This window comes from Pseudomonas sp. RIT288 (assembly GCF_000631985.1).
Taxonomy (GTDB): Bacteria; Pseudomonadota; Gammaproteobacteria; order Pseudomonadales; family Pseudomonadaceae; genus Aquipseudomonas.
Genome location: NZ_JFYN01000042.1, coordinates 234,791 through 255,878, shown reverse-complemented (window position 1 = coordinate 255,878; position 21,088 = coordinate 234,791). Strand labels below are relative to the sequence as shown.

The 21,088-nt window shown below is 60.9% G+C and carries 19 protein-coding genes; 2 read left to right on the top strand and 17 right to left on the bottom strand.

The features are described 5' to 3' along the window. Window positions 1–127 precede the first annotated feature (127 nt). The 7 genes from BW33_RS24635 to BW33_RS24605 all read right to left on the bottom strand — a co-directional run bounded on the left by BW33_RS24635 (window position 128) and on the right by BW33_RS24605 (window position 8,932). Complete coding sequence (locus tag BW33_RS24635; RefSeq protein WP_047601845.1) at window positions 128–643, bottom strand: Hcp family type VI secretion system effector; 516 nt, start codon at window positions 641–643, stop codon at window positions 128–130. 456 nt (window positions 644–1,099) lie between these two features. Beyond that, window positions 1,100–2,488, bottom strand: a complete 1,389-nt coding sequence (gene hglS, locus BW33_RS24630) for a 2-oxoadipate dioxygenase/decarboxylase HglS (protein ID WP_047601844.1) — start codon at window positions 2,486–2,488, stop codon at window positions 1,100–1,102. A gap of 88 nt (window positions 2,489–2,576) precedes the next feature. Continuing rightward, window positions 2,577–3,797, bottom strand: coding sequence for a glycolate oxidase subunit GlcF (gene glcF / locus BW33_RS24625; protein ID WP_047601843.1), 1,221 nt, complete (start codon window positions 3,795–3,797; stop codon window positions 2,577–2,579). 2 nt (window positions 3,798–3,799) lie between these two features. Next, window positions 3,800–4,849, bottom strand: coding sequence for a glycolate oxidase subunit GlcE (gene glcE, locus BW33_RS24620; RefSeq protein WP_047601842.1), 1,050 nt, complete (start codon window positions 4,847–4,849; stop codon window positions 3,800–3,802). Then, window positions 4,849–6,348: a glycolate oxidase subunit GlcD gene (gene glcD, locus BW33_RS24615; RefSeq protein WP_047601841.1), complete on the bottom strand. Its 1,500-nt coding sequence runs from the start codon at window positions 6,346–6,348 to the stop codon at window positions 4,849–4,851. The genes glcE and glcD overlap by 1 nt, the downstream gene beginning before the upstream one ends. Window positions 6,349–6,532: 184 nt before the next feature. Then, window positions 6,533–7,459 (bottom strand): alpha/beta fold hydrolase, encoded by a 927-nt coding sequence (locus tag BW33_RS24610; RefSeq protein WP_047601839.1) that lies wholly within the window; start codon window positions 7,457–7,459, stop codon window positions 6,533–6,535. Window positions 7,460–7,480: 21 nt separating this feature from the next. Continuing rightward, entirely contained in the window at window positions 7,481–8,932 is a 1,452-nt protein-coding gene (locus BW33_RS24605; RefSeq protein WP_047601838.1) for a flavin-containing monooxygenase, read from the bottom strand. A gap of 190 nt (window positions 8,933–9,122) precedes the next feature. Between BW33_RS24605 and BW33_RS24600 the strand changes: the two genes are divergently transcribed. After that, on the top strand, window positions 9,123–10,196 hold the full coding sequence (locus BW33_RS24600; RefSeq protein WP_047601837.1) for a diguanylate cyclase: 1,074 nt from the start codon (window positions 9,123–9,125) through the stop codon (window positions 10,194–10,196). Window positions 10,197–10,405: 209 nt separating this feature from the next. Next, window positions 10,406–11,641: a M20/M25/M40 family metallo-hydrolase gene (locus BW33_RS24595; protein WP_047601836.1), complete on the top strand. Its 1,236-nt coding sequence runs from the start codon at window positions 10,406–10,408 to the stop codon at window positions 11,639–11,641. 61 nt (window positions 11,642–11,702) lie between these two features. Here the strand turns inward: BW33_RS24595 and BW33_RS30050 are convergent, their stop codons facing one another. From BW33_RS30050 to BW33_RS24550, 10 genes are all read right to left on the bottom strand, one after another. Continuing rightward, the gene (locus BW33_RS30050; protein ID WP_177327527.1) at window positions 11,703–11,879 is read right to left on the bottom strand and encodes a hypothetical protein; all 177 of its coding nucleotides are present in this window, start codon (window positions 11,877–11,879) and stop codon (window positions 11,703–11,705) included. Window positions 11,880–11,896: 17 nt separating this feature from the next. Then, complete coding sequence (locus BW33_RS24590; protein ID WP_047601834.1) at window positions 11,897–12,556, bottom strand: hypothetical protein; 660 nt, start codon at window positions 12,554–12,556, stop codon at window positions 11,897–11,899. Beyond that, window positions 12,553–13,257 carry a hypothetical protein gene (locus tag BW33_RS24585; protein WP_236645236.1) on the bottom strand — a complete coding sequence of 235 codons (705 nt, stop codon included), beginning with the start codon at window positions 13,255–13,257 and terminating at the stop codon, window positions 12,553–12,555. The genes BW33_RS24590 and BW33_RS24585 overlap by 4 nt, the downstream gene beginning before the upstream one ends. A 396-nt stretch (window positions 13,258–13,653) precedes the next feature. After that, window positions 13,654–14,523 carry an isocitrate lyase/PEP mutase family protein gene (locus BW33_RS24580; RefSeq protein WP_047601833.1) on the bottom strand — a complete coding sequence of 290 codons (870 nt, stop codon included), beginning with the start codon at window positions 14,521–14,523 and terminating at the stop codon, window positions 13,654–13,656. Between the two features lie 185 nt (window positions 14,524–14,708). Further along, window positions 14,709–15,743 (bottom strand): arginine N-succinyltransferase, encoded by a 1,035-nt coding sequence (astA, locus tag BW33_RS24575; protein ID WP_047601832.1) that lies wholly within the window; start codon window positions 15,741–15,743, stop codon window positions 14,709–14,711. A 61-nt stretch (window positions 15,744–15,804) separates the two neighbouring features. Next, a complete protein-coding gene (locus tag BW33_RS24570; RefSeq protein ID WP_047601831.1) occupies window positions 15,805–16,821 on the bottom strand; it encodes an arginine N-succinyltransferase in 1,017 nt (338 codons plus the stop codon). Window positions 16,822–16,940: 119 nt separating this feature from the next. Further along, window positions 16,941–18,290, bottom strand: a complete 1,350-nt coding sequence (locus BW33_RS24565; RefSeq protein WP_047601830.1) for an APC family permease — start codon at window positions 18,288–18,290, stop codon at window positions 16,941–16,943. 88 nt (window positions 18,291–18,378) lie between these two features. Further along, window positions 18,379–19,131, bottom strand: coding sequence for an N-formylglutamate amidohydrolase (locus BW33_RS24560; RefSeq protein WP_047601828.1), 753 nt, complete (start codon window positions 19,129–19,131; stop codon window positions 18,379–18,381). Further along, a complete protein-coding gene (locus tag BW33_RS24555; protein WP_047601826.1) occupies window positions 19,115–20,446 on the bottom strand; it encodes a glutamine synthetase in 1,332 nt (443 codons plus the stop codon). Before BW33_RS24555 ends, BW33_RS24560 begins: the two co-directional genes overlap by 17 nt. Then, the gene (locus BW33_RS24550; RefSeq protein WP_047601825.1) at window positions 20,443–21,087 is read right to left on the bottom strand and encodes an isochorismatase family cysteine hydrolase; all 645 of its coding nucleotides are present in this window, start codon (window positions 21,085–21,087) and stop codon (window positions 20,443–20,445) included. The genes BW33_RS24555 and BW33_RS24550 overlap by 4 nt, the downstream gene beginning before the upstream one ends. Window position 21,088 lies beyond the last annotated feature (1 nt).

Sequence of the window (21,088 nt, the reverse complement as noted above, 5' to 3'; positions counted from 1 at the left end):
TCCTCGTGCTGTACAGCGGCGCTCGTCGACGGCCGCAAAAAAGCGGCTCAACGTACGCGAAATTCTGGAGGGGCGTAAACAACATCGACCAGCAGGGCTGGTCGATGCTTGTAACGATCAGCCGTAATTAAACGACTGGAGCACGCCAGTCATCGGAACCCGAAGTACCGGAGACTTCGTGGGTCCAGGTGATTTTGCGGTAGGTGAACTGCACTTCTTCCAGGTGGGTGAAGTGCGAGTTGCCTGGATCCTGGCAGTTGTGCATTTTGTTGTTGATGGCGACGATGATCGCGTCTTCCAGTTTGGTGGTGTAGTAGTGCTCTTGAGTACCTTGAGCAGAAGTACGGTACCACTGGATAACGATTTCGCTCATGCGCTCGCCGGAGGTCAGAGCGGCTTGCAGCAGAGGCGAAGCCTTGTCGTAGACCTTGGTGATCACAACTGGCTTGTGAACGCGCTGACCGGTTGGCTGACCGGACTGTGGGTCACGCGGGATGATCACGTCGTGGCTGAAAGCCTGAACCATAACCTGGTCTTCGTGGCCTTCCTGGTAGGTGTTGCCAACGGAGTCGGCGGTGAAGGCGCCGGCAGTGATCAGGCCTTGTTTTTCGCCGGTAACCGACATGTACGCTGGTGTTGCCATGGGGTGCTCTCCTTGCGGATAAATTTAGGGTGCCCGGGGCGGAATCGCCCGGTGGGTGCCTGACTGTTATCAAGGAGCGTGCCAGGTTTGTCGAAGATCCCGGCAACCGGGGGTGAAGCGGCTCTAACCTGCGGTTTGGCCGATGTTTTTTGCTGAATCGAGATGGAAAGTGCGCAACTTCTTGCGCAGTACTGCGCAAGAAGTTGCGCACTTGGCTGCAAGCCAGGCCAGTCAAGGCCTGCAGCAGGATGAGCAAGCTGTTTGGCCGAACAAGTGCGCAAGAAGTTGCGCAGTAAGGCCAAGTGCCAGCATCGGGCGTTTCGCCTTGTGGTCACGGTTGCGCTAGAAGCAACATTTGATTCTGTGGCGAGGGAGCTTGCTCCCGCTGGAGTGCGCAGCGCTCCCAAAAACGAGGGCCGCTTCGCAGCCCAGCGGGAGCAAGCTCCCTCGCCACAGTCAGAGCGGTTTCAGGCCCAAAACCTGGGCACACTCCTCAATCGAACGCCGCTGCGTATCGGCATACAACCCCAGTTCATCAATGGTCGCACGCCCCAGCGCCTGTTCGAATGCCTGGCGGTTCGAGTGTTCGCTATAGTGCGTCTGCGCCGCGTCCCCAAGGTTCGACTGAAAAATCCCCGCCGCACTCACCGGCAGGAAATCTTCGTACACCAAAGGTTCAGCTTTCACATGGCCCTCACGGAGCAAATCCTCCAGCGATGCCGACGTGAGGCTACGCGCTGCCAAGCCTTTTTCCGTAGGGAAGTAGCGAAAATACGCCAGCTCTTGTTCTCGCATGCCGTCGACGCTGTCAGGAAATTCGCCAAAGTGTTGGGTCATCAGCGCGTTGTAGCGTGCGGCGTTGCCTTCGTTGGGGAAGTCTCCGAGTTCATCGCGCGCAGCATTCAGCAAGCGGTCATACAGCGCCCGGCCTTTGGGCGTCAGCGCCGCACCACGTTGTTCGATCTCGCCGAAACGCGCGCTGTGGCTGCCACGGGTGTTGTGCTGGTCGGTGAAAGTGATCGGCTCGTCGAGCGCCTTGAAACTGGTCTGGCGCAACAGGATCGGACATTGCCGGCGCGGTGGGCCTTCGATCACCGCTTTCGGGGTGATGCCGTGCACCGGCATTTGCGCCTGCACCCTGTCGATGTCGAGGGTGCGCGGGGTCAGGTGATTGATGTGCGGGCCTTTGAACGCCACCACATCGGCGATCAGGCGATGCTGAGCGCTGAGGGTCTGGTACTGCGCGGCGGTGACGGTTGCGCTGTGATGCCAGCGAAAGGTCTCCAGTGCCTGTAGGACAAATTGCGCCGCTTCATCCTCTTTCAGCCCACCATCTGACTCAGCCTGCTCAATCAGGTGCAAAACAGTAGGGGTAAAGATCGAACGCTGATTCAGTACCGATTCGGCAAACGCGCGCAGCTCGGGATCCTCGATCAGTTCCAGGCGCAGCAACGAAGTGAATACCCGAAACGGGCTGACCTGCAACGCTGCTTCATGCACCGCGCGAAAAGCGGTGGAGTGCACCGGCACACCCGCCGGGGTCAGGTCGTAATAACCCACCGGTTGCATGCCCATCACTGCGAACAGGCGGGCGAGGGTTGCCAGCTCTTTGGCGGTACCGACGCGGATGGCACCGTGGCGTTCCATGTCCAGTCGTGCGATTTCACCGGTGCTGCCGAGCTGCCGTGCGATATCCGGCTGAGCCGCGAGCACTTCGCGGTTGGTCTGTTCCACCAGTTCCATCAGCGCACCGTACAACGGCACTTCTTCGCGGTACATGTCGGACATCGCTTTGGAGAAGCGTTGGCGGATCAGGTCGGGGCTGACGAAAGGCTGCACGGTCATGAAAAAAATTCCTGCCACGGTCACGGTTTGGATGGAGGAAAAGATCGCAGCCTTCGCCGACGGCGGCAAACGAAGAATCCTACGAACTTCATTCTGCCAACGACTGATCCACCAGTTCGATCCAGTGCAGAGCCTGTGTGCGTCCGGCGCCGGCCAGATGATTCTGGCAACCGATGTTGGAGGTGACGATAAGGTCCGGGCGATCGCTCTCCAGGGCGTTGAGGCGGTTGTCGCGCAGTTGCCGGGCAAGGGTGGGTTGTGTCAGCGAATAGGTGCCGGCCGAACCGCAACACAGATGACCGTCCGGCACCGCCGTGAGGTTGAATCCGAGGCGGGTCAGCAGCGCTTCCACCGCGCCACCGAGTTTCAGCGCGTGTTGCAAGGTGCAGGGGCAATGCACGGCGATCCGGCGTTGGGCGGCGGCGCACACTGTCTCCAGGGGTTCCTGGGCCAGGATCTGCACCAGATCCAGCGTTCGCTCGCTGATCTGCCGCGCCTTTTCGGCGTAGCGCGGATCCTGCGCCAGCAAATGCCCATAATCCTTGATGAATGCGCCGCAGCCGCTGGCCGTCTGCACGATGGCTTCCGCGCCGTTTTCCAGGTGTGGCCACCACGCGTCGATGTTCTGTCGCGCTCGGTCGAGGCCTTTGGCCTGGGCGTCGAGGTGATAGTCCAGCGCGCCGCAGCAACCGGCCTCGGCCACCGGCGTGACGCTGATCCCCAACCGATCGAGCACTCGCGCCGTCGCATCATTGGTGTTCGGCGACAGGCCCGGTTGCACACAGCCTTCGAGCAGCAACACCCGCCGTGCATGGCGTAGGGCAGGTCGTGTACCGGCCATCGGCGCGCGTTGCGGCAGTTTGCTTTCGAACAGGCGCGGCAGCAAAGGCCGAAACGTCGCGCCAACCCGCAGCAAGCCCTTGAACACCCCGGGATTTGGCGCCAGTGCGCGCAAGCCTTCGCGTAATAGACGCTGGGCAGCAGGACGCGGTACGGCCTGATCGACCACTGCTCGGCCAATGTCGAGCAGGTTGTGATAGTCGACCCCGGAAGGGCAGGTGGTTTCGCAGTTGCGGCAGGACAGGCAGCGATCCAGATGCAACTGCGTCTGCTCGGTGGCCGCTGCGCCTTCGAGCACTTGCTTGATCAGATAGATGCGCCCGCGCGGCCCGTCGAGTTCATCGCCGAGCAATTGGTACGTCGGGCAGGTCGCGTTGCAGAACCCGCAATGCACGCAGGTTCGCAGGATCTTTTCCGCCTCGGCAGCACGCGGCAGTTGTCGGGACTCTTCGCTGAGGGTGGTTTGCATCGCTAGAACTCCGCGTACATCCGGCCGGGGTTGAACAGCCCTTGCGGGTCGAGTTGCGCCTTGAGTTGCTGGTGATAGCGCATCAGCGTGCGCGGCAGCGGCTGGAACGGTGTGTCGCTGGCGCCATGGGTAAAGCAGGTGGCGTGCCCGCCGAGTTCCTGGGCGAGGATCTGAATGTGCTCGTGATCGGACTTCAGCCAGCGTTGCGCACCGGCCCAGTCGATCAACTGTTGGCCGGGCAAGTCCTGCGGCCCGAGATTGTTCGGCAGCGACAGGCGCCACAGCGGCAGGCCTTCGTCGAAAAAGCTCAGGCGTTGCTCGTTCAAGTCGCGCCAGAACGTCGAATCCAGCGGCTCGCCGCCGAGTCGTTGATGCGCGGCGGTGACCGAGCCTTCGCCGCCCTCAAGGCGCAGATACAGGCTTTGCCCGTCATGGCAGGCGCCGCTGATCGGCAGCGGTTGCTGGCCCCACTCGGCCAGTCTGGCCAGCGCCCGCGCGCAGTCGATATCGAGACGGATGCTCAGGCATTGACGCGGTTTCGGCAGGACTTTCAGCGAGACTTCGGTCAGCACCCCGAGACAACCAAAACTGCCGGTCAACAGGCGCGACAGGTCGTAGCCGGCAACGTTTTTCATCACCTCGCCACCGAACCGCAGGTGCTCGCCGAGGCCGGTGATGACCCGGGTGCCGAGGACAAAATCGCGCACCGAACCTGACCAGGGCCGCCGTGGCCCGGACAGTCCGCTGGCGATCATCCCGCCCACCGTGGCGCTGTCGCCGAAGGCTGGCGGCTCGCAGGGCAGCATCTGCCCGGCCGCGTCGAGCGCCGTGAGCAACTCGCGCAACGGCGTACCGGCACGCACGCTGACCACCAGTTCCGTCGGTTCATAGCGAACGATGCCGCGATGCGCGCGGACGTCGAGCACTTCACCGGCCACCTCGTGGCCGAGAAACGCCTTGCTGTTGCCGCCTTGAATTTTCAGCGGCGTGGCGTTGGCCCGGGCCTGGTTGACCTGATCGAGCAGCGCGCTGCTGGCGTCGAAATCAGCCATCAGAAGCGCTCCAGTTCGGGGAATGGCAGTTGTCCGGCATGAATGTGCATCGCACCGAATTCGGCGCAGCGATGCAGGGTCGGGATGTTCTTGCCGGGGTTGAGCAGGCCTTGCGGGTCGAACGCGGTTTTTACCGCGTGGAACAGGGTCAGTTCAGCGCTGTTGAACTGCGCGCACATCTGATTGATTTTCTCGCGGCCGACCCCGTGTTCACCGGTGATGCTGCCGCCAACCTGCACGCACAATTCCAGAATCTTCCCGCCCAACGCTTCGGCGCGCTGCAGTTCGCCGGGCTGGTTGGCGTCGAACAGAATCAGCGGGTGCATATTGCCGTCGCCGGCATGAAACACGTTGGCCACGCGCAAGCCGTATTCGGCACCGAGGCTGGCGATGCCCTGCAACACGCCGGGCAACTCACGACGCGGGATGGTGCCGTCCATGCAGTAGTAGTCCGGCGACAAGCGGCCAATGGCCGGAAAGGCGTTTTTGCGCCCGGCCCAGAAGCGCACGCGCTCGGCTTCATCGCGGGCCTGACGCACTTCGCTGGCGCCGGCCTGGAGCATCACCTCGCGCACCCGCAGGCAATCGTCGTGGACATCGGCTTCGACGCCATCGAGTTCGCACAACAGGATTGCCTCGGCATCGACCGGGTAACCAGCGTGAATGAAGTCTTCGGCTGCGCGGATCGCCAGGTTGTCCATCATCTCCAGGCCGCCGGGAATGATCCCCGCAGCGATGATGTCGGCCACGGCGCGACCAGCCTTTTCCACCGAGTCGAAACTGGCCAGCAGCACTTTGGCGACCTGCGGTTTGGGCAGCAGTTTGACCGTGACTTCGGTGATGATTCCCAGCAAGCCTTCGGAGCCGGTGAACAGCGCCAGCAAATCGAAACCCGGCGCATCGAGGGCCTCGCTGCCCAGTGTCAGACGTTCGCCTTCGATGGTCAGCACTTCGATTTTCAGCAGGTTATGCACGGTCAGGCCGTACTTGAGGCAATGCACGCCACCGGCGTTTTCCGCGACATTGCCGCCGATCGAGCAGGCAATCTGCGACGACGGATCCGGCGCGTAATACAGGCCGAACGGCGCGGCCGCCTGGGAGATCGCCAGATTGCGCACCCCGGGTTGAACCCGTGCGGTACGGGCAGCCGGGTCGATGTGCAGGATGTTGTTGAAGCGCGCCATCACCAGCAGCAAGCCTTTTTCCAGCGGCAGCGCGCCGCCCGACAACCCGGTGCCGGCGCCACGGGCAACCACCGGCACGTTGTGTTGATGGCAGAGCTTGAGCAGGGTTTGCACCTGATCGAGTCGTCGGGGCAGGGCTACCAGCATCGGCGTGGTGCGATAGGCCGAGAGGCCGTCGCATTCGTAGGGCTTGAGTTCATCTTCACGCCAGAGCAGGTCGAGATCCGGGAGGGCGCGCTGCAGGGTTTTCAGCAGTTCGGCCTTGTTCACCTCCGGTAGCGGGCCGTCGAGGCGTTCGTCGTAGAGAATGTTCATTTCGACCTTCCGAATCTATGTCGCCAAGAGGGCTTTTTGTGGCGAGGGAGCTTGCTCCCGCTGGGCTGCGCAGCAGACCTGAGATCGATACCGTGGCGAGGCGGGCTAGTCGCATTGGCTGGATCAGGGCCGCTTCGCGCCCCAGCGGGAGCAAGCTCCCTCGCCACGGTGCCAGCGGTGGAATTCAACGCTGATTGCCCAGAAACTCCCGATACAACCGTGCGGTGTTCCCCGGTTGTTCGACCATCGGCATGTGTCCGACACCGTCCCACACTTCGACCCGAAGATTGGCGATGCCCTTGCTCCAGATTGGCACGCTGCTGACGTCGATCAAGCGATCCTTGCGCCCCCACAACAGCAGCGCCGGGCACTTGATGTCTGTCAGTTTCGGCTCCATCGGCGGGCTGGCGCGGAAGTCGCGGAAGATCTCTTCCAGTTCGTCGCGCTGGCGTTCGTAGCGCTGGGCGATGGCGTCCAGCACCAGTCCGGGCACCCACGGTGGCGAGGCCATGGTCATCGCATAAAACTGGCGGAATTCTTCCCGGGAATTGATCAGGAACGGGTTATGCCCGCGGGCCAGATGGCGCTCCATGTCGCTGGCCTGCGGCGCGGTGACGCCGGCCGGGTCGATCAGCGCCACCGAGGCAATCCGTTCCGGATAAGTCGCTGCCAGCCATGCCGCGATGTAGCCACCCATCGAGTTGCCGATCACATGCACCTTCTCCACGCCGCAGACGTCCAGCAACTGGATCATGCGCTTGGCCTGCAGCGCAATGTCGTAGCCGCCGCCGGCCTTGAACCCGGTTTCACCATGGCCGGCGATGTCCGGAATGATCACCCGGTACTGGCGGACAAAGTGCTTGGCGAAGCGCAGCCACAGATTTTTCTCGGCGCTGTAGCCGTGCAGCATCAGGATCGCGCTGGCTGCTTCATAGGGGCCACCTTGCCAGGTCGAGACCGTCATTTCGGCAATCGGCACCTCGATTTTGTGCAACTTGTACAACCTGGCCTCGAGCGCCGTGCTCAGGTCATACAGCCAATGCCCGACCACCGGGTAACTCAACCAGCTCCAGGCCACGAAAACCGCGAGAGCGACAAACAGCACAAGCATCGACGTCTTCCTTTTACGTGTTCAGGACAGAATGTGGTCAGCCGGTTTCAGCGCCCGGGTCAACCGGTAGTAGCTGAAACTGAACCCCGGAAATATTGCGATCACATGACCGCTCTTGCTCTGATACCAACTGTGACAGCCACCGGACTTCCATACCGTGCGTTCCATCTCACGGTGGATCATTGCAGTGTAGGTACGTTCCGCTTCGGGGCGCACTTCGATGCTGCGCAGTCCTTTTGACTGCAAGGTGTGAATACAATCGAGGATGTAGTTCATCTGCGCTTCGATGATGAACAGCGCCGAGGTATGCCCGATGCCAGTGTTGGGCCCGGTGACGATAAACAGGTTAGGGAAGTCCGGCAGGCTGGTGCCCAGATAGGCGCGCGGGTACTGCGCCCAGACGTCCTTGAGTTGCACGCCGTGCTTGCCGGTTACCGGATAGGAGACCACGCCGTCGGTGGCGTCGTAGCCGGTCGACCAGACAATCAGGTCGACCTCGATGTGCTGGCCGTCCTGGGTGACGATCCCGGTTTCGTCGAGCGCGACGATGCCTTGTTCGCGGCTGTGCAGCGTGACGTTGGGTCGGGTCAGCGCCGGGTAATAGGTGCTGGACAGCAGGATGCGCTTGCAGCCGATGGTGAAGTCCGGGGTGAGTTGTGCGCGCAACTGCGGGTCCGGCACCTGTTGCTTGAGAAAGCGCAGGGCCTGGCGCTGGACCAGGTGAATCGCCGGTTTCGAATATTTGAAGGCGATGACCCGGGTTTCGAATTGCCAGTAGAGCAGCCAGCGCAGCAGCTTGTAGGCCGGTTTCACCCCCAGCAGCCAGCGCTGGAAAGACCCAAACCTGCGATCGGCGCGCGGCAGCACCCAATGTGGCGTGCGCTGGAACACGTGCAATTGCTCGACTTCTGGAGCAATCGCCGGTATCACCTGCGCGGCACTGGCGCCGCTGCCGACGATGGCCACGCGTTTACCGCGGTAGTCGTAGCTGTGATCCCAATTGTTTGTATGAAAAGTTTTGCCTTCAAAACGATCCTGGCCGGGGAAGGGTGGGATCACCGGTTGGCTCAACGGCCCGGAGGCGTTGATCACGAACTGTGCGTAGAAAATCCCGTTGCTGGTGTGTACCGCCCAGCGCTTTTCGGCGTCCTCCCATTCGATGCGTTCGACGTTGGTTTGCAGCTCCACGCGCTCGCGCAGGCCGAAGCGCTCGATGACGTATTCGGTGTAGCGATGCAATTCGGCCTGGGCGGCGAACATCTGTGTCCAGGGAAATGGCGCAAACGACAACGAGTACAGCGGCGACGGCACATCCACCGCAGCGCCGGGGTAGGTGTTCTGGCACCAGGTGCCGCCGAAGAAGTCCCTGCGTTCCAGCAGGCGAAAATCGTTGATGCCGGCCTTGAGCAAGTTGACCGCCGCGCATTGGCCGCCAAATCCGCTGCCGATGATCAACACTCGGTAGGTCTGCATGGGCCTCCTTCTTATAGTCGTTTTTCCGTTTTCGTCCTTTCAGGTATAGCTAAAAATTTGCACTGTGCGCGACGGCGATGGCTCGGTATTCAGCGGCTGGCCGGTGATGGCTATTTAACGGCTGCCTGTTAGACTTCCTGCACATCCGTCTGACGGTGTTCGCAGGTTCCGTTGAGTGGTCGAGGCCCTTATGCGAAACAAGGGGGGAAAGGGACTTTCATTGGCCAGGAGGCTTTATACATCGCGAACCCTCGGGCTGGTGCTGGGGCTGTTGTGCGTGAGCGCGGCGATGTACCCGCTCGACCCGCCGCTGTGGGTCTGGGCGCTGATGCTGTTCAACGGCCTGCTCTGGCCGCACCTGGCGTTTCAATGGGCCCGTCGCGCCAGCGTTCCTTACCATGCGGAACACCGCAATCTGTTGGTTGACGCCTTTATGGGCGGCTTCTGGGTCGCCGCCATGCACTTCAATCCACTGCCCAGTGCCACCACCGTTTCGATGATGGCGATGAATAACGTCGCCATCGGCGGTTTGCGTTTTTTCGCCGCAGGCCTGGCGGCGCAGATCCTCGGTATCGGCGTCGGCCTGGTGGTTTTCGCCCCGGCGTTCATCCCGCAAACTTCGCCTCTGCAGCTGTATGCCTGTCTGCCGTTGCTGATGCTGTACCCGCTGGCGCTGGGCTGGATCTGCTTTCGCCAGGCCTACACGCTGGGTCTGCACAAGCGTGAGCTGCTGGCGCTGAGCCGTACCGACAGCCTCACCGGGCTGCTCAATCACGGCGCGTGGAAGGATCAACTCGAAATCGCCTTTCAACGTTGCCGCCGGCAGAAGCAGGGTGCAGCGATCGCGTTGATCGACATCGACCACTTCAAGGCGATCAACGATACCTACGGGCATGTGGCGGGTGACATCGTGCTGCGCCAGTTGAGCAAAATGCTCAAGCAGAACCTGCGTGCTGCGGACGTCGCCGGGCGCTATGGCGGCGACGAGTTCTGCGTGATCCTGCCCGACTTGCCGCTGTTCAATGCCGCGCAGGCGATGGAGGCCTTGCGCGAACGTTTCGCCACCCTGGGTTACGAGCAGAACCCGGCGCTCAAGGTCAGTCTGAGTATTGGTCTGGCGGCCTATGAGCCGGCGCACGGCGATGCGACCCGTTGGCTTAATGATGCGGATCAGGCGCTGTACGAGGCCAAGGCGACCGGGCGCAATCGGGTGATCTGCAACAGTGATGATCTGCCGAAGCAGGAACTGCTCGATTCGGTCTGACTGCCCAGCACCATTCCCTTTGTAGGCCTTCGCCTGCGCGCGACAGCGTCATATCGGTCAACATCCGGGTTACTGATGGATTGCTGGCGCGAGCAGGCGAAGGCCTACAGGTGTTCGGTGTCCGCCGCAGAGATGTCGCATCCGGTATAGAGCCTGGCGTCGATGTCAGGTACGGTCTGAATCCCCTGACGCGAAACAAGGATCGATTCATGACGTTCTCATTTTCCCGCTCGCTGCTGGCCGCGAGTCTCGGCCTGTCCCTCGTCCTCAGCTCCGCCAGCGCCTTCGCCGAGCCGCACAAGCAAGTGCTGGCGGATGCCGAGCAGTATCAGCCCGAAGCCCTGAAACTGCTGGAACGGCTGGTCAATATCGACTCCGGTTCCGGTTATGAACCGGGTCTCAAGCAAGTCAGTGAGATCGCCATCGATGAGCTGAAAAAGCTTGGCGCGTCCATCGAACTGGTGCCCAACACTCCGGAAAAATCCAACCACGTGCTGGCGACCTTCAAAGGCACCGGCAAGGCAAAAATCCTCTTGATGGCCCACATGGACACGGTGTTCAAAGAGGGTTCCGCCGCCGAGCGTCCGTTCCATATCAAGGACGGTCGCGCTTACGGGCCGGGGGTGATGGACGACAAGGGCGGCATCGTCGCCGGGATCTTCGCGCTGAAGATTCTGAAGAACCTCGACTTCAAGGATTACGCGCAAATCACCTTCCTGCTTGATGCCAGCGAAGAAACCGGCTCCGACGTCGCCACCGACCTGATCAAGAAAACCGCCAAAGCTCACGACGTGACCCTCAACCTCGAACCAGGGCGGCCGGCCGATGGACTGGTGGTGTGGCGCAAAGGCAGCGCGACGGCGCTGGTCGAGGTCAAAGGCAAGGCGGCGCATGCCGGGGTCGCGCCGGAGCTGGGGCGGAACGCGGCGATGGAGGCGGCGCACCAGATTCTGCAACTGGGCAAACTCGGCGACGAAGCGAAGAAAACCACGATCAACTTCACCGTGCTCCAGGCCGGTGATCGCACCAACGTGATCCCGGATCACGCCACCGCCAAGGCTGACGTGCGTGCGGCGGTGCCGGAAGAGTTCGACCGGATCGAGAAAGACCTGGCGCGAGTGTCGCAGGACAAGCTGATCGCCGAAACAGAAGTCACCACCAGCCTCAAACGCGGGCTGCCACCGATGCCGCAAACGGCGGAGTCGGATCGCTTGATGGCCATGGCGCAAGGGATTTACGGCGAGATCGGCCGCAAGCTGACCGAAGAGGGCAGCGGTGGTGCGGCGGATGCCAGCCTGTCAGCCGGCGTGGGCACGCCGACGCTGGATGGTTTCGGGATTGTCGGCGGCAATATTCATACGCCGGAGGAATACGCTGAAGTGGCGAGCGTGGCGCCGCGTATTTATCTGTTGTCGCGGATGATCATGGAGTTGGCGGGCAAATAGTTGCCACGCGTGAAGGCGGCAGCCTTCAATGCCTGCCACCTTCATGCGTTGAATCCTGAAATCAGGCTTGTTGCGGGGTGTTCCAGAATTGTTTGATTTCGTGAATGTTGCCCACGTTATAACGCGGTATGAAGCCGGAGCACGGCGATGCAGCAGCTGTCGCCACCGGCGTATTGATGACGTTGGCGCCGGCGTGCAGCAGTGGAGTCTGGTTCCAGTTATCGAGTTGCTTGTTCATGCAGATTTCCTTTCTGATTAAGTGAGCAGTGAAGTCTGCTCACGTTGTAGCCGGGACAGCAGGCTGTCATAGAGCGCTGTCTCCTGGCGGGCGATGCCGGGATAAGTCGGCACGAGATTGTCGTCGAAGCACCAGGCTTCTTCGGTTTTGGCTGCCTGCGGAGGATGAATAAGCAAACTCAGCGAGGCGGACATTGTTTCAGGTGGTAGCTGTTTGTGTACTTCCTTTAGTGGAAGCATGTGCAGCACCTCACCCGGAATAAGTTTAAGGACTCGTTCTTCGCCGAACTCGGGCCTTCTGCCAGCCTGTAGCGGTGCTTGATCCAGAATCTCCCGTGAAACAGTGGTGTAACCATCACCGCTGTAACCCACGCAATAGAGTTCGAAGTCATGACTGTGGTTGAGGTCATAGATAAAGGTTTCCCTTTCATCCCGTGACGTGACCGGCGACCAGAAACCCAGGCGAACGGTAAACAGATCGTTGGAGTGCAGGACAAATGCGTAGGCCCCGTAAAGCCTGTTTTTGGTACTGAAACCGTCCTGTTGAATCGTGGTGTAGAGGTACTCGCTCAACAACGTGCGGTTAGTCGCGAGTTGACGCAGATCTTCCACGATCCTTGAACTGTCCAGTTGCAGATCGTAAGTCGTCATGCGCTCGATAAATGTCTGTAATTTCATGCCGCTTCACACTGGTCGAGTAAGTAGTTCAGGCGACTGTCTTGCAAGTTTCTCAACAGCGGGACGCAACTTAGTGCGGCCTGACGATCCGTTCTGTTGATCATCTGAAAGGCCCGCCAGGCGACAGCGGGGTGATAGTGATAAATCAATTCCTGCGCCACTTTGCAGGCTCCGGGGTCCTGTGCTGCGTCGAGCAGTTCAAGACTCACCAGACAGCGCGCGGCGCTGTCGTCATGAGGGAACCAGCCGATTTTGCGCAACGAGTGGGGGGCGAACACACTGATGTCGGCAGTTCTGTCGGGCAGATTGATGCTGCCAATAAACGCCGGGTGCCCGTTGCCCTCGGGATTGCTGTCGTACAGGGTTTTGCTGCCGTCGATGAACAACGGATTTTCGGCATCCACGATCACCTGCTCTGCGCGCGTCAGATATTCACCGTCGAGTCGATAAAGCTGAATGGAATACGCTTGCCCGTTGATGGCGAACAAAACGCTGTTTCCGGGAACGGAATATAGCTGCTCAGGCGCGGGTGCGTTATCAGGTGTCTTGAGGCTGATGTTTCCATCTTTGTTGCAATATAACGTCAGCGTTCCGGTGTGGATGTTCGTCGCTTGCATGATCGCGGCGTGACGGGACACATTCTCGGTATCTGCTTTAGGTTCGGATAACTGGTCGACCAGATTCTTTACTTCGTTCCCCATGTTTGTTGTCTTGATGCAGGTATAAGCTGGTCAGGCTTCAAGTCTGGGTTGAGCAGGTTTTTTATCATGGGAAGTCGCTTTGTCTTTGTCCCGTCAAATATGTTTTTTGGAATATTTGATCAGGCGTAATGATCAGGTTTGTTCTTTTGTTTTGTTAAACAGATCTCCGCGCTTGACGGGTTGAATGTTTTTTGCTGTTTAACGGTTTGCGATTATAGAGAAGCGATATTTAATATCAATGCAGTAGTTGTTGTTAAATGTTGGTGTTTGTTTGTGGGTATGTATCGCTGGTAAAAGCGGGTTACGATTAATTCGCCTTTACTCGCAACTTGGCCGGTGACATTGCGCCTACCGGCCATCTTTAGAGTTGCCCGAGACCTTCGTATCAGTGAGCAGTCACTCCTTTACGCTCATGTATTCCTTCGCCCAGAGAATGTAATCCTCAGGTTGGGTATAGGTGTGCGTCAGCTCGGTGGCGCTCAGGTCCGAGGCCTGGGTGAAGATCTGGCGTTGTTCGCGCAGGCTGTCGTAGGTGGCCTTGATCGCCGCGAAGTACGCACCGTGGCCGTCGATGGTCACGCGCACGCCGAGTTCGGCCAGGCGTTTGTCGTCGCGCAGCGCCGGATTGCCATAGGTGACCAGCATCAGCGGCACGCTCAGATGCTCGGCAATTTGCTCAAGCTGATCGAAGTCCTGCACCCCGACCATACAGATGCCGTCGGCACCGGCGGCCTGGTATTGCTTGGTGCGGCTGATGATTTCCTGAATCGGCAGGATCCCGGCGTTGGTGCGGGCGATGATTGCCATTTCCGAATCGACTCGGGCTTCCAGCGCCGCGCGGATCTTGCCGACGCCTTCGGCGACCGAGATCAGGTCGGTGGATTTACGGCCGAACTGCGCTGGCAGCAGGGTGTCTTCAATGGTCAGGGCGGCAACGCCGGCGCGTTCCAGTTCGACGATGGTGCGCATCACGTTGAGGGCGTTGCCGTAGCCGTGGTCGGCGTCGGCGATCACTGGCAATTGGGCGACGCGGCCAATGCGGGTGGCCTGTTCGGCGAACTCGCTGAGGGTGATCAGGGCAAAGTCGGGAGCGCCCAGCACCTGCAACGAGGCCACGGAGCCGCCGAGGATCCCCACTTCAAAACCCAGGTCTGCGGCAATGCGTGCGGACATTGGGTCGAACACCGAGGCGGTGTGGTAGCAGGTGTCGGAAGCCAGCAATTGACGGAAGTTACGGCGCAAATCTTGATGGGAAAGCCTGGTCATACGAGTTCCACCAATACAAAGGAATGGAACGGCTTGAGCAAAGGTGTCAACGCCGAAGAATGAAAAGGCTATCACGCGAATGGGTCAAGGTTCATGACGAATTTGCGAGCGGGGCGTTGATGACGGATCCAGCGGCTGAAAGGTTTCATCTGCAGTCAGCGGATTTTCAGTGGCAAAACCGCAGATCAGGCGGCTACCGCCTGTTGCTGTTGCCTGGGCAGCAGCACCGCGCGTACCGAATTGCCTGGTTGCAACTGCAAGCGCTTGGCGGTGAGGCGATCGACCACCAGGCTATTGCCGACCAGACGACCGGGGGCGACGGTGATGCGGCAGTTCTCCAGGCGACGGTTGTGGATCAGCCATAACGGGGCCTGATCGTCCGGTGTGCCGAGGCTCAGGGTCAACGCGAGGCTGTCGCGCACGGTACGAATGTTGCCGATCGGTGCTTCGATCACCGGGCCGCCGTCGAAGATGTCGATGTAGCCCTTATGCGTGAAGCCTTCTTCGCGCAGAATCTTCAGCGCCGGTTCGGTGTTGGGATGCGGCTGGCCGATGACGGCCTGCGCCTGCTCGGTGAGCATGCAGGTATATAACGGCTGGCGCGGCATCAGTTCGGCGATGAACGACTTGTTGCCCAGACCCGACAAGTGGTCGGCGTGGCTGAAGTCCATCTTGAAAAAGTGTCGGCCCAGGCTGTCCCAGAACGGCGAGCAGCCGAGTTCATCGGCACTGCCACGCAGTTCGGCGATCATCTTTTCGCCAAACAGCTGCGGAAATTCGGCCACGAACAGCAGGCGCCCTAGCGACAGGAGCCGACCATTGCTGCCTTGGCGGTGTTGCGGATGCAGGAACAGCGAACACAGTTCCGACTGGCCGGTCAGTTCATTGTTGAGAAACAGTGTGGGGATCTGCCGCGAAATGCCCAGATCCGGCGACGAACTCACGGTCAGACCGACCCGATAGTTGTACCACGGCTCGCGCAGGCCCACCGCGCCGGTCAGGGCACTGACGCCGACCACCCGCAGGTCGTCGTCTTCGAGCACGAACAGATAATCGGCGTCGGCCCGTTCCACCTGTTCGGCGAACGCGCGCTGAGCCCAGCGCACCCGGTGGGCGAGGCGATCCTCATTGGCCGGCAGGGTGGTGAACCCCGGGCCGGCCTGTTGCACCAGGGTCATCAGCGCTGGCAGGTCGCTGACTTTGACCGGACGGACGATCATGCGGTAACTCCTTGTACGCGCCTGTTCGGGCACTGTCGTTGGGTATGCAACCGGGCGCGGTTCACAGGGCTGTCAGCCTGACCGTGCTGCCATCGGAAACCTTCAGCGCCGCGCACAGGGCCGGCGTCAGCGACAGCGGTTGATCTGGCTGGTAATCCAGTTGGGCGACGATGGCCCGGAAGCCGTGCAGGGCGTCGTTGCTCAGCAGGTAATGGCCGCGGGCGTCGATCTGTGCCTGCTCGCGCACGCTGGCGGTCTGGCTGCGGGCGATCGAACGGATGTTCGCGGTGCGCGCATACAGGGTCGGACCGGCGTCGAACAGGTCGATGTAGCTGTTGGTTTCAAAGCCTTCGCGTTCGAGGATGTCGAACGCTTCCTGGCCGTCCGGGTGAATCCGGCCGATGCATGCCTGCGCCGCCGGAGGCAGCATCGGTACGTAAATCGGGTATTGCGGCATCAGTTCGGCGAGGAACGTGCGGCTCTGCAGGCCGCACAGGCGCTCAGCCTCGACGTAGGGCAGGTCGAAGAAATGTTTGCCCAGCGCATCCCAAAACGGCGAGTGACCGTTCTCGTCGCTGTAACCGACGATTTCGGTGATCACCGCATCGGCAAAGCGTTGTGCGTGAGCGGCGATGAACAGCAGTCGCGCCCGTGACAGCAATTCGGAAAAGGCGCTGCGCACCAGCGCGTTGTCGATGTGAAAACCGCGCAGCAGGGTGTGGTCGTTGAGGTCGTGACACAGCGACAGCGCCGGCACCCCGTGTTCGATGTTCAATTCCCGCGAGGCACTGGTGAAGTGGCGGTTGCGCAGGCTGTAGAACGGTTCGTTGAAACCGGCAGTGGCAAGGATTTCCGAACAGCCGACCAGCCGCTGAGTGTCGAGGTCTTCCAGCACGAAGAAATAGTTCTCCGGGCCTTGCGCCTGAATGTCGCTGGCGAACGAGGCGCAGGAGCCGGCAATTTTTTCGCGCAGGCGATCGCTGTCGTCCGGCAGCGACGTAACGCCGACCAGACTGTCGCGGGCCAGTTGCTGCAATTGCGGCAGGTCGGTTGGCTCGACTGGGCGTAAGACCAGCATGGATGCACTCCTGTATCAAAGGGTCCGGTGATCCTCACCGAACCTGACTATCACTGTCGGTTGCCACGCTTTAAAGCGGCGGTCGCCTGATTTTTTGTCAGACGCCGCTCTTTTTCTTGTCAGCCATTGCTCGGATCAGGCAGCGCGGTGCTGGCGCCGAGCTTGTTCAGGAAGAACAGGTACACCAGACCCAGCGCGATCCAGATCAGGCCGAGTTTCTGCGCATCGACGCCCATGTTGTACATGATGGCGGCGACGATGATGAAGCCGATCACCGGACAGATCAGATGGCGCACCACCTGACCTGACTTCTGCCGGCGCCAGTAATAGTTGATCACTGTCAGGTGCAGCAGCATGAAACCGCTGAGGGCACCGAAGTTGACCAGCGAGGTCAGGGTGTCGACCGAATTGATGAACAGGTAGCAGATCACCAGCGACAGCACCGCCACCAGATAAATGCTCAGGTACGGCGTGTTGTGCTTCGGGTGCACCTTGGCCAGCACTTTCGGCAACTTGCCATCGCGGGCCATGCCGAACAGCAGACGCGACACCGCGGCTTGCGAGGTGATCGCTACCGCGACGCCCCAGGCCAGCGCCGTGGCGACACCGGTCAGTGTGGCCAGCCAGCTGCCAGCGGCGATTTCGGCGATTTCATAGAACGCGGTGTCGGCGGACTTGAAGCCCATGCCGGCGGCCAGATCGGTAGCGATCCAGGTCTGCACGACGAAAATCACGCCCATCACCACCAGAGTGATCAGCGCTGCGCGGCCAACGCTGCGGCCCGGATCGCCTTTGATTTCTTCGGCGAGGGTCGAGATCGCATCGAAGCCAAGGAACGACAGCACGGCAATCGACACGGCTTGCATCAGCAGGACGAAGTTGAACGTTTCCGGGTGATACAGCGGCGCCAGCGTCAGCTCGCCGTTGCCGCCGCCGTTGTGCAGGGCGTTCCAGGCGTAGAACAGGAAGATGCCCAGTACCACCAGCTGTGCCAAGAGGAAAACGATGTTCATCCGTGCGGTGAAGGTGATCCCGCGCAGGTTGACGAACGTTGCGCTGACCAGGAACGCCAGAATGAAGCCGACCTTCGGAATGTCCGGGTACAAATGGTTCAGAGCCATCGCCGCGTAGACGTACAGCAGCGGTGGAATCAGCAGGTAGTCGAGCAGCATCAGCCAGCCGGCGATGAAGCCGACGTGTTGATTGAGGCCGCGTTGCGCGTAGGAATACACCGAGCCTGCGATCGGAAACGCCTTGGCCATGCTGCCGTAGCTCAGCGCGGTGAACAGCATCGCCACCATGCCGATGATATAGGCCAGCGGCACCATCCCGGGCGCCTCGGCATTCACGTAGCCATACACGCCAAACGGGGCGATGGGGATCATGAAGATCATCCCGTACACCACCAGGTCGGTCAGTGTCAGGCTACGTTTCAACTCTTGTTTGTAGCCGAACTCTTCTATTTCCATGAAGCGCAACTCCTTGTCAGCCTATCCAGCGTTTTTAGTTGTTATATCGGTCCATCGTTTACAGCGTCAGCAGTCTCTGCCGCATGGGTTACAGCAGTGGCGCCAGGCGCTCGGCCCACATTGATACCGCTTCGGGGCTGTAAAGCAGATCGTTGCGCACCTCGATCAACACCGATTCCAGTCCTCGGGCATCGCCATGCACCGGCACCGTCATGTCGCCCAGCGGATCAACCCGGTACGGCTGGTTGCCGGCGACTTTCAGCGGGTGCTGGCCGAGGCCGTCGATCACCCGCTGCGCGTACGTTTTGGCCTGACCAAACAGCACGCCGACTTCCAGTGGGCGCGGCTGGCCGTAATAGACCGGGGTAAAACTGTGAATCCCGACCACTCGTACTGCCTGGCCTTGTGCAACGCGCTGGTCGATCAGGGTCTGCAGCCGTGCGTGAAACGGTTTGAACAGGGTCTGGCGCCGGTACTCGCGAGTGGCTTCGTCCAGTTCGCGGTTACCCGGCACCTGATAAATCTCGCTCTGCGCCGGAATGCTGTCGGGGGCATGCCGGGGCCGATTGAGGTCGATCAGCAACCGTGAATAGTTGGCGCTCAACAGTGTCGCGCCGAGTTTCTCCGAGAGCTTTTCAGCCAGTTGCAGTGCGCCGATGTCCCAGGCGATGTGCTCGCTCGCGGCTGCATCGTCCAGGCCCAGATTGTTCAGGGCCTCGGGAATGTAGCGGCTGGCGTGCTCGCACACCAGGATCAACGGATGCGATGAATCTTCGCGGCTCAGGTTGTAGACCGGGCGGGTGTACAACCCCAGCTCGGCGGATTCAGTACAGGCGTGCATAGTGCTCACACAGGTCAGCGGGCGAGAGCTGTTCCGTCAGCGCCAGTTCCTCGGTTTTAAGGGCGTGGTAAGTGTCGAGCAACGGCTTGGGCAGCCATTGATTGAAGGCTGCACTGTCACGCAGGCAATCCAGCGCCTGGGCCAGCGAGGCGGGCAGGGCCACAATGCCCCGGGCCTTGCGTTGCTCGTCGTTGAGTGAATCGGGAATTTCATCGGTGATCGCGTTCAGCGCCAGACGCTGCTCGATACCCAGCCGTCCGGCGATCAGCAGTGCGGCCATCGCCAGATGCGGCGAGGCGGTGGCGTCCATGGCGCGGAATTCGAGGTTGTACTGCGCCGCCACGGATTTGCCGCCCAGGCTCACGGTCGGACAGATGCGCAGCGCCGCTTCACGGTTCTGCTGCCCCAGACACGCGTAGGACGCGCTCCAGTGGTGCGGCTGCAAACGCTCGTACGACACCGGCGTCGGCGCGGTGAACGCGCACAGCGCCGGCAGGTAATGCAGGATCCCTGCGGCCCAATGCTGGCCGAGGGTCGACAGACCGTTGCTGGTGCCGGCGTCGTACAGCAGCGGCAGACCTTGCAGGTCGAGCAGGCTGACGTGCAGGTGCACACCATTGCACACCGCGTCGGCCTTGGTTTTCGGCGCGAAGCTGACGTCGACGCCCATTTGCCGGGCGATTTCGCGGGTGATCTCGCGCACGTTGACCGCGCGATCCGCCGCCGCCACGCCGAGGGTCGGCCGGCAGGTGATTTCGTATTGGTGCTTGCCGTATTCGGGCAGGAACATTTCCGGCTCGACACCCCCCGCGCGCAGCGCGCTGAGCAGCCAGCCGCCGAACTCGGCCGCCTGACGCTGGGCTTCGAGGGAAAACGCCAGATGCTCGGCAAAACCGGCATGCAGGTTGAATTCGTGTTCGAACGCCGCGTTGACCTGCAAACCGAGGTCGTCGCGATAGCGCTCGATTTCATCGCGCAACAAGGTGCGTGGGCAGGTGCTCCATGGGCGGCCATCGGTCTCGCGGATGTCACCATGGATGAAGTCCAGCGCCGGTGCTGCGGCATCCGGGCCATTACCGACGGTGACGCGACTGGCCAGATCAGGGATCAGCCGCAAATCGCCATAAGCACCCCACGGGTTGGTCTGGGCGATGATGTCCTGCGGGGTCAACGCGCTGTTGGCCGGCACCCAGCCGCAACCGGCAGCTTGATAGTGCTCCAGCTGATCGGTGGGAAACGAACGGCCACGGGTGATACCGATCAGGTCAGTGGTGACGATGGTGGTCATCGGCAACGGCGTCAGGCGCTCGCTCATGGACGCATCTCCTGCAAGCGGCCGAGCACGGTTTGCGTGTCGCTGATCCAGCAGTAGCCCTTGATCGCGTTGAGGCAGGCGTCATGCCGCGCCGGGGTGTAAGTGGCGCAGGCGTCTTCGACCAGTGTCACCAGATAACCGCGGTCGGCGGCATCCCGCACGGCCATGTCGACGCACTGGTCGGTGACGATGCCGGCGATGATCAGGTGGCGGGTTTCGAGATTGCGCAGCACGTAATCGATGTTGGTCGAGTTGAACACCCCGGACGAGGTTTTCGGCAACACGATTTCGTTTTCCACCGGGGTCAGGTCGTCGATGATCCGCGCCTGTTGACTGCCCTTGGGCAGGTGCATGTCCGACAGTTTGTGATCCAGCGAGCGGTCGCGACCGTCGGCGGTCAGGCTTTCGATAATCGTGTGCAGCACGTTCTGCCGTGTTTCGCGAAAGGCACTCAGCAAACGGCGCTGGTTGGGCACCACCTGCATGTGCGCGCGGGTCAGGAAGTACTCGGCATCAGGCCCGTTCAGGTGCGGATCGAACTGCGGTTCGAGCCAGGCACGCTGCATGTCCACCAGCAGCAACGCGGTGTGACCGGTGACAAACGGCAAATCCCGTGGCGAGCGGTGGGGAAGACTGAACATC